Origin of the sequence: Pelagivirga sediminicola, assembly GCF_003072125.1 — a bacterium.
Classification (GTDB): domain Bacteria; phylum Pseudomonadota; class Alphaproteobacteria; order Rhodobacterales; family Rhodobacteraceae; genus Roseovarius; species Roseovarius sediminicola.
Genome location: NZ_QCYH01000014.1, coordinates 18184 through 32034 on the forward strand (window position 1 = coordinate 18184; position 13851 = coordinate 32034).

The 13851-nt window shown below is 64.4% G+C and carries 12 protein-coding genes and 1 pseudogene; 4 read left to right on the forward strand and 9 right to left on the reverse strand.

Annotation, left to right across the window (positions count from 1 at the left end; all coding sequences use genetic code 11):
* Position 1 precedes the first annotated feature (1 nt).
* The 9 genes and pseudogenes from DC366_RS16555 to DC366_RS16595 all read right to left on the reverse strand — a co-directional run bounded on the left by DC366_RS16555 (position 2) and on the right by DC366_RS16595 (position 7203).
* The gene (locus DC366_RS16555) at positions 2-1897 is read right to left on the reverse strand and encodes an NADH-quinone oxidoreductase subunit 5 family protein (protein WP_108693331.1); all 1896 of its coding nucleotides are present in this window, start codon (positions 1895-1897) and stop codon (positions 2-4) included.
* Positions 1897-2202 (reverse strand): NADH-quinone oxidoreductase subunit NuoK, encoded by a 306-nt coding sequence (gene nuoK / locus DC366_RS16560; RefSeq protein ID WP_108693332.1) that lies wholly within the window; start codon positions 2200-2202, stop codon positions 1897-1899. Before nuoK ends, DC366_RS16555 begins: the two co-directional genes overlap by 1 nt.
* Before the next feature lies 1 nt (position 2203).
* Positions 2204-2806: an NADH-quinone oxidoreductase subunit J family protein gene (locus DC366_RS16565; RefSeq protein ID WP_108693333.1), complete on the reverse strand. Its 603-nt coding sequence runs from the start codon at positions 2804-2806 to the stop codon at positions 2204-2206.
* Complete coding sequence (locus DC366_RS16570; protein ID WP_108693334.1) at positions 2803-3696, reverse strand: complex I subunit 1 family protein; 894 nt, start codon at positions 3694-3696, stop codon at positions 2803-2805. The genes DC366_RS16565 and DC366_RS16570 overlap by 4 nt, the downstream gene beginning before the upstream one ends.
* Positions 3693-4565: a hypothetical protein gene (locus tag DC366_RS16575; protein ID WP_108693335.1), complete on the reverse strand. Its 873-nt coding sequence runs from the start codon at positions 4563-4565 to the stop codon at positions 3693-3695. The genes DC366_RS16570 and DC366_RS16575 overlap by 4 nt, the downstream gene beginning before the upstream one ends.
* Positions 4562-4906 carry an NADH-quinone oxidoreductase subunit A gene (locus DC366_RS16580; protein ID WP_108693336.1) on the reverse strand — a complete coding sequence of 115 codons (345 nt, stop codon included), beginning with the start codon at positions 4904-4906 and terminating at the stop codon, positions 4562-4564. The genes DC366_RS16575 and DC366_RS16580 overlap by 4 nt, the downstream gene beginning before the upstream one ends.
* A gap of 343 nt (positions 4907-5249) precedes the next feature.
* On the reverse strand, positions 5250-5843 hold the full coding sequence (locus DC366_RS16585; protein WP_108693337.1) for a plasmid pRiA4b ORF-3 family protein: 594 nt from the start codon (positions 5841-5843) through the stop codon (positions 5250-5252).
* Positions 5840-6073: pseudogene (locus tag DC366_RS16590) on the reverse strand (transposase domain-containing protein); the annotation flags it as partial. The gene DC366_RS16585 and the pseudogene DC366_RS16590, both read right to left, overlap by 4 nt.
* 224 nt (positions 6074-6297) lie before the next feature.
* Positions 6298-7203 carry a LysR family transcriptional regulator gene (locus tag DC366_RS16595; protein ID WP_108693338.1) on the reverse strand — a complete coding sequence of 302 codons (906 nt, stop codon included), beginning with the start codon at positions 7201-7203 and terminating at the stop codon, positions 6298-6300.
* A 216-nt stretch (positions 7204-7419) separates the two neighbouring features.
* Here DC366_RS16595 and DC366_RS16600 point away from each other — a divergent pair, with 216 nt between their 5' ends.
* From DC366_RS16600 to DC366_RS16615, 4 genes are all read left to right on the forward strand, one after another.
* Positions 7420-8142, forward strand: a complete 723-nt coding sequence (locus DC366_RS16600; RefSeq protein WP_108693339.1) for an isochorismatase family protein — start codon at positions 7420-7422, stop codon at positions 8140-8142.
* A 107-nt stretch (positions 8143-8249) separates the two neighbouring features.
* Positions 8250-10322: a hydantoinase/oxoprolinase family protein gene (locus tag DC366_RS16605; protein WP_108693340.1), complete on the forward strand. Its 2073-nt coding sequence runs from the start codon at positions 8250-8252 to the stop codon at positions 10320-10322.
* Positions 10323-10336: 14 nt separating this feature from the next.
* The gene (locus DC366_RS16610; RefSeq protein WP_108693341.1) at positions 10337-12112 is read left to right on the forward strand and encodes a hydantoinase B/oxoprolinase family protein; all 1776 of its coding nucleotides are present in this window, start codon (positions 10337-10339) and stop codon (positions 12110-12112) included.
* Positions 12113-12176: 64 nt separating this feature from the next.
* Positions 12177-13682 (forward strand): NCS1 family transporter, encoded by a 1506-nt coding sequence (locus DC366_RS16615; protein WP_108693342.1) that lies wholly within the window; start codon positions 12177-12179, stop codon positions 13680-13682.
* Positions 13683-13851 lie beyond the last annotated feature (169 nt).

The following is a 13851-nucleotide window of genomic DNA, read 5'->3' on the forward strand; positions in this document are numbered from 1 at the left end:
GTCAGACCTTTCCGAAGATCAGGAACAGGATGGCCAGCGCCGCCCCGATCCCGAAGATGGCGTAATAATGATGCGACAGCCCGGTTTGCAGCCGCCGCGCGTCGGCGCCGGTTCGCCCGGTGATGCGCGCGGCGCCTTCGGGCAGGCCGTCGGCGAGGATTTCGCCGGGCTTGTCGCTCAGCCTTGCGAGGGCGCGGGTCATCGCCGCCACCTGCCATACGGCGGCATTGATGAGACCCCGATCGGCCTGCATCGCGCCCCAGGCATGCCGCCCGCCGCGCGCGATGTGCTGCGCGCCCGTCGCCGCGCCGCGCGGGATCGCGTCGAGCACGGCATCGTCCAGATGTGCGGCAAGGGCCGCGAGGCGCTCGAATGGCCGCACGATGCCGCGCCCGATCAGCGCAGGCAGGCCCAGCCAGTCGGCGGCTTGCGGCTCGGACGCGGTGTCGCGCCGCGCCAGCGTCAGGCCGGCCAGCAGGCCGATGGCGACCAGCGCCAGCGACGCGGCGATTTCTAGCGGCTTGCCCTCGGGCAGGCGCATGGACATTACCGCCTGCACCGGGACAAGCCACAGCAGGCCGATGGCGGCGCAGGCCAGCGCCAGCGCTCCGAGCGCGGCAATCTCGGGCCAGTGCGGTTTTGCCTGAGGCTTCGCGCCGCCCGGCCCGTAGGCCAGAAACCAGAACCGCACGGCATAGGCCGCCGAAAGCGCGCCCGCGACCATCACCACAAGGCCCAGCCAGAGGCTTTCGTGCATGGCAGCGGCGGCGATCTGGTCCTTGCTCCAGGCCGCGCCCATCGGCGGCACGGCGGCCAGCGCCAGCGCCGCCAGCGCGGTCAGCCCGGCTGTCCAGGGCAGGGCGCGCATATATCCCATTTCGCGCAGGCGATAGGTTCCGGCGGCCGTCCCGGCGATCCCGGCTGACAGGAACAGCGGCGCCTTGAACGCGGCATGCGTCACCAGATGCGCCACCGCGACACCGGCATAGCCCGCGCCGACCGCGATGAACATCAGCCCCAGCTGCGCCGAAGTCGACCCTGCCAGCAGCTTTTTCGCATGGCCCTGCATCACCCCGACGGCGCCACCCGCCAGCGCGGTGAACAGGCCGAGCGCGATCACTGCAAAGCTCCAGTAAGGCACGTCGGCGAACCACGGATGCAGCCGCGCCAGCAGATACGCCCCCGCCGCCACCATCGTCGCCGCATGCAGCAGCGCCGAAACCGAGGACGGGCCGTCCATCGCGCGGAACAGCCACGGCGCGAACGGCCCTTGCCCCGCCTTCGCCCCGGCGGCGATCAAAATCCCGAACGCCGCCAGCGCCAGCGGCGCACCCTCCAGTCGGCCGAGCGCGGCGTAATCGAGCGCCCCCGCGCCGCTCCATGTCGCCATCAGCGCGAGGAACAGGCCGAGATCGCCGAGCCGTGTCGTCACGAAGGCATAGCGCCCCGAGGCCATGTTCGCGCGGTCGCGCCAGTGATGCCCGATCAGCGCCCAGGAACAAAAGCCCATGACCTCCCAACCGATCAGAAGGGTCAGCAGGTCATCCGCCACGACCGCCATTTCCATCGCGCCGATGAATATCAACATCAGCCCCAGCAGCCGCGCCAGCCCGCGCGCATCCTCATGCGCGGCGGCGAAGACCAGAACCGCCAGCGCCACGGCGGGAACGGTGATCGCGACGGCAGCGGAAAGCGGCGTCAGCGCCAGGTGCAACTCCAGCCCGGCGCCCCACATGAATCCGCCCGTCCAGTCCTGCACCGCCGCCAGCAGTGCCAGGGCGAGCGTCCCCGCCGCCGCGCCGCCCGCCATCGCCCCGAGGCGCAGGCGCGATCCATCGCCCGACGCCCAGAGCGCCAGCCCGGCCAGCGCGGGAAAGAGGGGGAGCGCCCAGAGCATCAGTGCCTCATCGTTTTCAGGCTTTCGGTCATGTCCGCCTGCCGCTTGCGATAGACCGCGACGACAAGCGCGAAGCCCACCGCCATCTCGACCGCCATCACCGCCATGACGATGATCGCCAGAAGCTGCCCCTCGGGCGCGCCGCCAAGCGAGAACGACCAGAAGCCGATCACGGCCAGAATCGCGCCGTTCAGCATCAACTCCAGCCCCATCATCAGCATCACGAAGCTTTGCTGCGACAGCGCGCCGTAAAGCCCGATGCCGATCAGCGCGGCAGCGACGATCAGGACCGAAACCAGCGTCATTTCAATGCCCTCCGTGGTGATGGTGATGGCCGCCGCTATCCTCGGGCTTGCGCCCCGCCGGTTCGCCGCCTGGCGTCAGGCCGGGCGGCAGTGATCCGGCATCGGATGCGCCATAGCGTCCCGAATGCGCCGAGAGCACCACCGCGCCGATCATCGTCGCCAGCAGCGTCACGCCCGCGGTCTCGAAGATCAGCATCGACGGCCCCAGCAATTCGCTGCCCAGATCGCGCACCACATCGGCCCCTTCCGGCACCCGTTGCGCCGGCAGATTCGACAACAGCACCGCCGCCGAAAGCCCGGCAAAGGCGACGATCCCGGCCGCGACGGAAAACCGGTGCTGATGCACCATGACCATCGGGTTCAGCCCGGCGGGGTTCATCATGAACATGACCATGAACAGCGCCATGACCATCATCTCGACCGCCATCATGAAGATCGTGGCGATGCCAATATAGGGCGCGGCCAGAAGCACCGCGATCAGCCCCACGGCGATGAAGGACACCATCAGCTGGAACGATGCGCGCACCATCGAATCGACGCGGAAGACCCGCCAGCCCGACCAGATCGCCAGAGCCGAGAGCGTGAGGAACAGCGCATCGGTCATGGCAACACCTCCACCCCCACCAGCGCCAGACTGGCGAAGGACAAAGGCAGCAGCACGACCCAGAGGAAGGTCAGCATCCGCGCGGGCGGCATCCGCGCGAAGAAGCGCCCGGCGGCCACCGTCGCCGCCATCACGGCCAGAGTCTTGAGCAGCAGCCAGACCGGTCCCGGCAGCACCGGACCCAGATGGCCGCCCAGGAACGCCGTCGCCGCCATGGCGGAGAACGCAACCAGCATCGCCGCCCGCGCGAAGTGCCAGAGCGCCAGCGCAGGCCCGCTTTCCTCGGCGCTGGTGCCGCCGGCGAGTTCGGCGCCACCCGCGTAATCGAACGGGCCGCGCAGGGTGATCGCCAGCCCAAGCGCCATGAAGAGCGGCAGGCCGAGCGGCTGGCGGATGATGTTCCAGCTCTCGCGCTGCGCCTCGACCACCTCGACCACCGAGAGCGATTGCGCCGGCAGCGCCGCCCCGATCAGCACGAACATCGACAGGAGCATGGCCGGCAGCGCAATCGCGACATAGCGATAGGCGCCGATCAGCGGCAGCGGGGAATTAGGCGACCAGCCGTGCAGGAAGACGACCACTACCGTCAGCGCCTCGCAGGCGCCCCAGAGGACGAGGCCGGTGGAGATATCGCTGGCGACGACACCCTCGGCCAGCGGCACCACCGACAGGCCCACCAGCGCCAGCGCCAGATACCAGCCCGGCGCCAGCAGACGGTTCAGCCGGTCGGGCGCTTCGGTCGGTGTGTTCGGGCGCAGCAGCAGCGCCGCGCCGTTTTGCAGCGGGCCGATCAGGAGGGCGCCGCGCCCGGTGCCGATGCGGTCGAACATGGCGGCCACCCAGACCAGCGGCGGCAATGCCAGTAGCAAGGTGAGGGCGGCGGCGATCATGCGGCTTGCCTTTCCATGCAGGCGGCGCGCAACTGCGAGGGCGGGAAACTGGCCAGCCACAGCACCGCCTCGGCCCATTCCAGCCCGGGCAGCGCCTCGGACAGCGGTTTGGGCGTCTCGGCCACCGTCTCGCCCCGCAGCCATGCCGCCAGTCGGCGCCGCATCCCCGAGCCCTTGGGCAGTGCCATGAGCGCCCCGCGCGTCCGCGCTGCGCGCGGCCCGATCCCCATCAGCCGCAGCATCCGCGCGGCGCAAAGAGCGGGCGCATCGCCCTGCACCCCTTGCTCGAAGGGCGGCGAGACAACGCAGGCTGAAACGATCACGTCGCCCTGCAGGGTCAGATCCAGCGTCAAACCCGGCGGCAGCATCGGCAGGAACGGGCCGAACCGCGCGCTATAAGCGTCGAGCGCCAGCCCGTCGCGAATGTCCTCGGCTGTCATCGCCATCGGCCGACCGTAAGGATTGCCCCCCATCATGCCGCGCCCGCCTTGGCCGTGTGGACCCATCCCCTGCCAAGGGTGCGGCGGCACGTCGGGGCGCTGGTCGGGCTCGTCCGCCTCTGCCGCGGCCCGGATCGCGAACAGGGGATCGTCGCCCGCCACGGCCTCGCCCCGCTGGAACAGCCGCGGCGCCCGCCACCAGACGGTGCCGCGCGGGGGCGGAAGCTGCGCGTGCAGCCGCTCCAGCGCCGTCTTGTGCGCCGCATCCACCGCCCCCGAGACCAGCAGGACGCGGGCGTGGCGGGGGCTGTCAACCAGCCGCAGGCCGGGCCGGCGCCGCAGCCCTTCGACCGGCGCCAGACCCTGTGCGCCAACCACCGCAAAAACCGGGATCTCGGCGCCGCGCGCCAGGGCGGAAAGCCAGTTCATTGCCACCGGAACACCCCCTCGCGCCAGCCATAAAGGATGCCGATGGACAGGATGCCGAGGAACATGCCCATCTCGGCCAGCGCCACAATGCCGGTTTCCACATAGACCACGGCCCACGGATACATGAACATCATCTCCATCTCGAAGGCGATGAACAGCAGCGTCATCGGGTAGTAGCGCACATGAAACCGCTGCCATGCATGGGTTTCCGGCAATCCGCCCCCGAGGAACGGCGCGCGTTGCGGCCATGTCGCATCAGTCCGTCCGCCGATCCGCTGCATCGCGACTGCGAAAAAGACGGCAAACAGGACAAGGATAAGCGGCATCGCGATGTTGATCATTGTCCGCTTCCGTTCACGTTTCGTCGGCGGCATTCCCGATGCTTCACCGCACACCTTGAACGGCCCCCATGGCGGGAAGGATATCATGCCCCACTGCATTCTTGTCAAATCTGATTGCGAGACTGGAAGATGAGATTGATTACGCCCTTGACGTCCATAAATCCGCTGAAGACCGAATTACCCTGATCGCGCGCCTGAAAAGTGATGTGTCAATCAGGTCTTCCGGCGAGGTCGCAACCGCGGCACTGACGGCGAATGAGAAGAAGAAATTCACTGCGGAGGAACCTGACTGCAAATCGAAACGCAGTAACCATCCGGCGTAGGCCGCGGACCTTGGCGTCTCTCAGATCGTAGCCTTGGGCTTGCGAGGCTGCGGGGCCCATTTTTTCGCAAGCCGCTCGAAGCGTTCGATGATGGTGTCGGCCTTGGCATCCTCGGCGTCGAAGTCCCCGCCCGACCTGTGGACCATGTCATCGTGCTGCTCGTGATCGGGATCGGCGAGGGCTTCGAGGAACTCCTCGTAGCCCCAGGCGCCGCCGACGTCTTCGGGTGGACAGGCCCCCGCGGCCTTCAGCAGCCGCGGATAGGTCACGCCCCGGGTGGCTTCGCCCACCCGCTCGATCCGGATGCTGTGGTCCCAGTCATCACCGAAGTCGTAGACATACTGGATCGTCCTGGTGGCGGTCTGGTCGAGCAGCTTTTTCAAGGTCATCTTCTTCGCGTCCATGGGGCCGTCGTAGAACCCGTCCGGGTCGGGCATGCCCCAACCGGCATCACCCACCCGGAACTCGTAGAGATGGGTGTCAGTCCAGCCCATGGCCGCTTGGATGACCTCATGCAGCCAGTCGAGCCTGATCTTCAGCGGCACCTCGATGTGGCGCATCGGCATTGGCTCGACGTCGTTCAGGATGATCCGGAGGCGGGCGATCAGGGTCATGCGGCCATCCTTTGCCGTGTCGGGGACCAATTCCAAGGCAGTAGATCCGGCACCCGGGAGGCTGTCGTGCCAGCCAGCCGGGCGAGGATGTCGCCGAGCCAGGCCTGGGGATCGACATCGCTCATCTTCGCGCTGACGATCAGCGAATACATGAAGGCGGCGCGGTCACCGCCGCGCTCGGAGGCGACGAAGAGCCATGACTTCCGGCCAAGGGCCACACCGCGAAAAGCACCACAACCGCAGACAGAACATAGAGAGGCGTGCCACCATAGATGGAAAAAAAGCAGCGCCGCGCCAAGAAACATTCGTGAGGTCAGCGCCGTTTTCCGAAAGCTGATCAGCCCGCCCGCGACAATCCCGCATCCTCCATGGCGTCCGGTTCGGCATCTTTCTGCGGGAGTTTACGCGGCGGCTGACGCCGATCCAACGTCAGCGTTTCCAGTTCAACCGACGATCACGCGGTGCTTTCGGCGGCGATCCTCTTGGCTGTATTGACGAAATTTATCAATGCGGGCGTCTTGTAGGCGCGGTTCCATGCGAGGATCGTGGAAATGCGCGTGTCGCAATCTGAAATCGGTTTGGTCATGATGTTTCGCGGCTGGAGCCGCATGATGCCCTCGGCGTATATCGACAGGCCCAGGCCGTGTCCGACCAACCCAAGAATACCCAGTGCATTGGACGCCTCATACCGGATATCAACGCTATGCCCCGCGCGGTGGAACAAGTCGTCGATCATCAGGCGGAACGTCTCCCACTGCTCCATGTTGCCCAGGACAAGAGGGCAGTCGGCGACCTCGGCCAATGTCACCGCGCTGCGCGTCGACAGGCGATGATCGAACGGCAGGATCGCGACATACCGCTCCTCGAGCATCTGCGCCGTTTCGATCTGCGGATGACGGAACGGGCCGAGCATGAAACCCAGATCGATGTTGTTGCGCGACAGTTCGATCTTCTGGCCTTGCGTGCGGATATATCTCAGATCCAGCTCGACGTCCGGATAGCGCCGGGTATATTCGCGCACGATCCTTGGCATCAGGTCGATCGCCGAAAACGACATGTAGCCGACCCGCAGGATGCCTTTCTTGCCTTCCGCCGCGATGCGCCCGGCCTGAACCGCGGCCTCGATCTGCGATGCGATGAGGCGGGTGCGCTCGTAAAATTCCTCGCCCGCGGAGGTCAGCGACACTTCGCGCGTGGTGCGCCGGACAAGCTGATAGCCCAGCATATCCTCAAGCTGCCTGATACGGCGACTCAGGGCGCTTTGATCAATGGCCAGCCGTTCCGCCGCGCGGCGGAAACTCAGCTCCACTGCCACCATCTTGAACGCTTCGATGTCGCGAGTCTGCGGAGAGATGGTCACTCTGAAGAGCCTTTCGTGAGGCTAAGTCGGGCATTCAGAACATTAAATGGCATTGATGCAAAAATCGCAATGATAATGGCTGACACGGCGATTGTTTGTCGTCCGGGCGGGTGGAAAGCTGAGCCTTGTGAGCAACAGTCACACGAAACGATATCGCCAATATTGTCATGCGGCGCAGCGCCGAACGACGCGATCAGACAAGAGGATCATGAGAACATGAGTGAAGTAGACAACGCCGAACTCGACCGGATGCTGAGCCAGGCTTTCGACGCGGCATCCAAGCTGTACAAGGAACGCGGTTTTCAGCGTCGTGTCGGTTTCGGCAAGAAACCGGCGCTGGTCAGCGTCGATCTGGCCAATGCTTGGACGCGTCCGGGCAACCCGTTCACCTGCGATCAGGACAAGATGGACAACGAGATCATCCCCGGCATGCAGCGCCTGCTGGAGGCCTGCCGCGCCAATGGCCATCCGGTGATCCACGTCACCACGGCCTATGAGATCACCGACCGCAACGCGCCCTTTACCGACATGGGCCTGTGGCATGACAAGATCCCGGTCGACGTCGTCGATCTGGCGGACGAAGAACTGTGGGCGATCGACAGCCGCATCGCGCCGGTCAAGGGCGAGTACACGCTGCTGAAAAAGCGCGCCAGCTCGTTTCACGGCACCGAACTGGCCGGCATCCTGCGCGCCAACGGCGTGGATACGATCCTCGTGACCGGCGTGACCGCCTGCGCCTGCGTGCGCCAGACCATTTGCGACGGCATCGCGGACGGCTTCCGCACCATCGCGGTTAAGGAGGCGATCGGCGACCGGGTGCCGGGCGCAGTGGCCTGGAACCTTTTCGACATCGACGCCAAGTTCGGCGATGTCGAGACGGTCGACACCTGCGTCGACTACCTCAACAACGTGGCAGGCAAACAGGCCGCGGCGGAATAACAATACCAAGGGCACTCCATGTGGGTGCCCTTTTTACATTCCTCTGCGGAACATGCCGACCTTAGTGGACACCGCAGTCATCAAAAGCAAAGACAGGGATATTCAAGATGGCAAGAATTGGCGTTGACGTCGGTGGAACCAACACCGATCTCGTGCTGGAATGTTCGAAAGGCACCTTTTTCCACAAGGTGCCCAGCACGATCACGGACCAGTCTATCGCGGTGGTCGATGGCATCCACCAGATTTGCGACATCGCCGGAATTGCCAAGGAGGATATCGAGGTCATCAACCACGGCACCACCGTGGCGACCAACATCACCATCGAGCATAACGGCGCCGAGGTCGGCATGCTGACATCGCGGGGCTTCCGCGACATCCTGCATATCGGCCGTCACAAGCGGCCGCATAACTTTTCGCTGCATTTCGACGTGCCGTGGCAGAGCCATCCGCTGGTCAAGCGCCGCAACCGCATCCCGATCACCGGGCGCATCCTGCCCCCCACCGGCGAGGTCGAGACCCCGCTGAACGAGGATGAGATTCGCGAGGCATGCGCGCTCTTCCGCAAGCGCGACATCAAATCGGTCTGCGTGGGCTTCATGTTCTCGTTCCTCAACGACGAGCATGAAAAGCGCGCGGGCGAGATCGTGCAGGAGGAGATGCCGGACGTCTATCTGTCGCTGTCCTCGCAGGTGGCGAACGTGATCCGCGAATATGAACGCTTTTCGACCGTCGCGATGAACGCGTTTGTCGGCCCGCAATCGGCCCTGTATCTGCGCAACCTCGAACAGAAGGTGCGCGACGGCGGCATTCCCGCAAAGCTGCGGGTGATCCAGTCGAACGGCGGAATCTCGACCATCGACGGCTGCGCCAAGAAACCCGTCGGCATCCTGATGAGCGGCCCCGCCGGCGGCGTTCTGGGCGCGCTGTCCGAGGCGCGTCTGGCCGGAACCACCAACATCCTGACCGTCGACATCGGCGGCACCTCTGCCGACATCTCGACCATCGCGGGCGGCGAGCTGCGGATCAAGAACCCGCGCGACACGCTGGTGTCGGGCCATGCGGTAATGGCGCCGATGATCGATCTGGAAACCATCGGGGCCGGGGGCGGCTCGATCGCCTTTCTCGATGAGGCGGGCGGCTTCAACGTCGGGCCGCGCTCGGCCGGGTCCGAGCCGGGCCCGTCCTGCTATGGGCGCGGCGGCTGCGAACCTACCGTGACCGATGCGCAGGTGGTTCTGGGCCGGATGGATGCCGACAAGTTCCTGGGCGGCGATCTGCCGCTGGATTCCGCGCTGTCGCACAAGGCAATCAAGGAGCATATCGCCGATCCCCTGGGGATCAGCGTGACCGATGCCGCGCTGGGCATCATCAAGATCGTCAACAATAACATGGCGTTGACCATCCGGTCCAACTCGGTCGCGCGTGGCTATGATCCGCGGGAATTCTCGCTGATGCCATTTGGCGGCGCGGGTCCGTTCCACGGTGTCGCTCTGGCCGAGCTGGTCTCGGCGCGCGATATCCTGGTGCCGATCGCGCCGGGTATTACGGCGGCGATGGGTCTGCTGGGAAGCGATCTGCAATACGAGCATACGCGGTCTGTCATCACCAACCTCTTTACCGCCGATCAGGCGGCGCTGGACAAGGCAAACGGCGTGGTGGCGGAGCTGACCGACTGTGGCAGGTTGGATCTGGACGCTGACGAAATCCCCGAAGATTTGCAGAATTTCGAGGTGATCGCCGAAATGCGTTATCACGGGCAAGGCTTCGAGCTGCGCGTGCCGATGCCCAAGGGCGGGCTGACCTTGGACAACAAGGCGGACGTGATCAACGCCTTCCACGCGGCGCACAAGCAGGATTACGGCTATTCCTTCGATGATGCGCTGGTCGAGCTTTACAACGTCCGCGTCATTGCCACGGCCAAGGCCCGGCATCTGGAATTGGCCAAGCTGCCGAAGGGCGCATCAAACGATGTGGAAAACGCCTTCATGTACGAGCGGCTGACCGTGTTCGACGATGGCCAAAGTCATGTCACCCCGCGGCTGGACCGTGGCAAGCTGGGTGCAGGCACGCGGGTGGAAGGCCCGGCCATCATTATTCAGCACAATTCCACAACCCTTGTACCACCCGGCTATAGCGCCGTGGTTCAGGACTACGGCAGCCTTCGGCTGACCAAGATTTAAGGGAGGAAACGAACATGCCGAAAGACGTAGCAACCATCGACCCGATCACGCTTCAGGTGATCCGCGGATCCATCGAAACCATCGCCGAGGAAATGGCCCATGTGCTGTTTCGCATGTCCTTTTCCTCGATCATCCGCGAATCCGAGGATCTGGGCGCCGGGCTTTTCGACACCGAATTCAACACGCTCTGCGAGTCGGAATCGACGCCGATGCATATCGGGTCGATCCCCGGATACCTGCACGGGATTCAGGACACCCTCGACGATGGCGAGTGGTATGAGGGCGACGTCGTCGTCCACAACCACCCTTATCACGGCTCATCGCATACGCCCGATCTGGCGATCGTCATCCCGATCTTTCACAAGGGCGAGCTGGTCGGCTATTCGGCCAATACCGCGCATCACATCGACATCGGCGCGGCCACGCCCGGCCTGATCATCGACGTGCCGGACGTCTACGCCGAGGGCATGCTGTTTGCCGGCACCAAGCTCTACCGCAAGGGCAAGCGCAACGAGACGATGTGGCGCTTCATCCGCAACAACAGCCGCGCGGCACGCCAGTTGGTCGATGATATCGAGGCCCAGATCTCCTCGGCCCGGCTGGGGGTCAAGCGGTTCAACGAGTTGCTGGATCAGTACGGCAAGGAACTGGTCTTCGGCGCCTGCAACCAGCTGATGGACTACTCCGAAAAGATGCTGCGCCAGCGCATCGCGGATATCCCCGACGGTGAATATCGTGCCGAGGGCTGGCTGGACGATGACGGGCGCAACCGGGGCCAGCAACTGCCGGTCAAGGTCTGCGTGCGGGTCAGCGGCGATTCCATCACGGTCGACCTGACCGGGTCCGCCCCGCAGACGCCCACGGCCTATAACGTACCCTTCGAGGGCTCGACCAAGGTCGCGGCCTTCGCCGCCTTCCGCAAGCTGCTGCTGGATACGGCGACGTCCGACACGCGGGTGCCGTCCAATCAGGGATCGTTCCGCCCCATCGAGGTGATCGCGCCCAAAGGCTCGATCTTCAACCCGATCTCGCCCGCCGCGGCCGAGGCCCGCTTTACCCAGTGCAACTACATGATCGACCTCATCATGAAGGCGATGGCGCCGGTTCTGCCCGAAGAAATCATCGCCGGATCGTCGGCGTCGATCTCCTTCGCGTCCTATGCCGGGGTGCGCGAAAGCGGCGACTACTGGGTGTTCCTCGAGGTCAACGAGGGCGCCTATGGCGGGCGGCCGAAATCCGACGGGCCAGACGCCATCGACAACCTGATGGCCAACACCCGCAACAACCCGCTGGAAGATCTGGCGATGCATATCCCGATGGTCTGCGAGCGCTACGAGCTGCGCGACGACGTGATGCCGGGCGCGGGCAAATACCGGGGCGGCATCGGCGTGGTCAAGGCGCAGCGGATGCTGACCGACGGCATCATTACCCACGAAAGCGAACGCCACTCCAACGTGCCGTGGGGCATTTTCGGCGGCACCGAGGGGGCGGCGGGAAAATGCGACATCTACAATGTCGGCAGCAATGAGGCGCCGGAGGTGATGCACTCGAAATTTCACGGCAAGGAAGTCCGCAAGGATGACGTGATGGCCTATTACAGCCCCTGCGGCGGCGGATATGGCAGCCCGCTGGAGCGCGCGCCGAACAAGGTGCTGGACGATGTTCTGGACGGCTTCTGCTCACCCGAACACGCCCGCGACGTCTATGGCCTGGTGTTTGATCTTGAGGCCGAGACGGTCGATCTGGCGGCGACACAGAAGCGCCGCAAGGAGATGGCAACGGCAAGTTAAGGCGAACCGCATGGCCGGCCCGCATGGCGGGTCGGCCCCATTCAACAACAGGGAAAAATAAAAAATGGCAGCAACAGAACAAACTCGCCATGTGGAGGCTGAACGCACCGGCCTGATCGAGGAATCGATCCTTCCGACATTGCTGGGACAACGCCCCATCGGCCTGATCGGCTATGCCTGGATCTGGGTCGGTATCGCCGTCATCATCGCAACCTATTCACTGGGCGCCACGGGCGTCGGCGGCGGCGTGCCGCTGTCCACGGTGATCCTGATCATCTTTCTGGCCAACCTCGCGATCGGGGCCCTGATGGTGCTGACCGCCGACATCGGCACGGAACACGGCCTGCCCTTTGCCGTCTACCTGCGCGCCCCTTTCGGTATCCACGGAACGCATCTGCCGGCAATCTCGCGCGGGCTGATCGCGGCCATGTGGTTCGGGATCCAGACCTATCTGGGCGCGCTGGCGCTCAACGGGATCGGCGAGTATTTTCTGGGCTTCGACAACTGGTTCGTCTGGTACGTGCTTTTCGGCATCCTGCAGGTGGCCAACACCGCAATGGGCATCAAATCGGTTGAAAGGCTGGCCTCGCTCGCGGCGCCCGCGATCATCGCCATCTCGATCTGGATGTATTTCACTCTGGAAGGCGTGGCGAAGACAAACGGCATCAACCTGTGGAACTTCCAGGGCGCAGGCGAAATGTCGTTGATGGTGCTGTTCATCGCCAATCTCAGCTTCTGGTCGACGATGGCCATCGACGTCCCCAACCTGACGCGCTTCGTTAAGACGAAAGCCGGTGCGCGCGGCTTTGCAGCCCGCAACCGCAACGTCTTTCTTGCACAGCTTATCGCGCTGCCGGTGACACAGGCGCTGATTGCCGGCATCGGTGGCGTGTCGTTCATCGCAACCGGCAACTGGAACCCGATCGAGGTGATCCAGGGCGAAGGGCAGGGGTTCTCGCTGGTGATCCTGCTGGCACTGGTGGTTCTGGCGCAGTGGTCCACGAACAACTCGGCCAACCTGATCCCCTCGGCGCTGACCTTCATCAACCTCGCGCCGCGGTACATCAACTACAAACTGGCGGTCGCATTGGCCGGCATCGTCGGCACGCTGTGCTTCCCTTGGGCGATCCTGGACAACCTGTTCGTCTTCCTGGGGTATTACGGCGCGTTCCTGTCGGCGATCGGTGGGATCATGGTCGCCGATTACTATGTGCTGCGCAAACGGCGCCTCAACGTGCCTGACCTTTACAGCCACACGGGCCAGTTCCGCTATACGGGCGGCGTCAACATCGCGGGGCTTCTGGCCTGGCTGATCGCGGGCGCGGTGGCGGCATGGTACTCGCAATATGCCTTCGTCATCGGGTTCCCGCTGGGCTTCGTGCTCTACCTTATCCTGATGAAGCTGCTGGTGCTGCCCGGATATCCGCAGGCCGAGATCACGTCGGGCTACTCGGACGAATACCTCGCCACCAGCGAAGGCCTCAGCTGGGCCTATCTCGGTCAGGGCCAGTTTCGCCGTATGACCCCCGAAGAGGCGGATGGCGAAGGCATCGGTCGCGAGGATCTTTGATCTGACACGTGCTCCCTAAACTTGCCCGCATCCCTTTCGGGGGGTGCGGGCCTTTTTCGGTCTTGCGCATAGGTGTTACATCGGGAAAGGCGAGGTAGCAGCATCGATTGAACCGATCATCACAAGCAGCCATTCGCGCAATGCACTGATATTTCTGACCTGGTATTCC

Bases quoted from the DNA above. Each gene is read 5' to 3' on its own strand.
- DC366_RS16580 (WP_108693336.1), bottom strand. From the start codon at position 4,906: ATGATCAACATCGCGATGCCGCTTATCCTTGTCCTGTTTGCCGTCTTT.
- DC366_RS16605 (WP_108693340.1), top strand. From the start codon at position 8,250: ATGGCAAGAATTGGCGTTGACGTCGGTGGAACCAACACCGATCTCGTG.
- DC366_RS16610 (WP_108693341.1), top strand. From the start codon at position 10,337: ATGCCGAAAGACGTAGCAACCATCGACCCGATCACGCTTCAGGTGATC.
- DC366_RS16575 (WP_108693335.1), bottom strand. From the start codon at position 4,565: ATGAACTGGCTTTCCGCCCTGGCGCGCGGCGCCGAGATCCCGGTTTTT.
- DC366_RS16600 (WP_108693339.1), top strand. From the start codon at position 7,420: ATGAGTGAAGTAGACAACGCCGAACTCGACCGGATGCTGAGCCAGGCT.
- DC366_RS16565 (WP_108693333.1), bottom strand. From the start codon at position 2,806: ATGACCGATGCGCTGTTCCTCACGCTCTCGGCTCTGGCGATCTGGTCG.
- nuoK (WP_108693332.1), bottom strand. From the start codon at position 2,202: ATGACGCTGGTTTCGGTCCTGATCGTCGCTGCCGCGCTGATCGGCATC.
- DC366_RS16570 (WP_108693334.1), bottom strand. From the start codon at position 3,696: ATGATCGCCGCCGCCCTCACCTTGCTACTGGCATTGCCGCCGCTGGTC.
- DC366_RS16615 (WP_108693342.1), top strand. From the start codon at position 12,177: ATGGCAGCAACAGAACAAACTCGCCATGTGGAGGCTGAACGCACCGGC.
- DC366_RS16585 (WP_108693337.1), bottom strand. From the start codon at position 5,843: ATGACCCTGATCGCCCGCCTCCGGATCATCCTGAACGACGTCGAGCCA.
- DC366_RS16555 (WP_108693331.1), bottom strand. From the start codon at position 1,897: ATGCTCTGGGCGCTCCCCCTCTTTCCCGCGCTGGCCGGGCTGGCGCTC.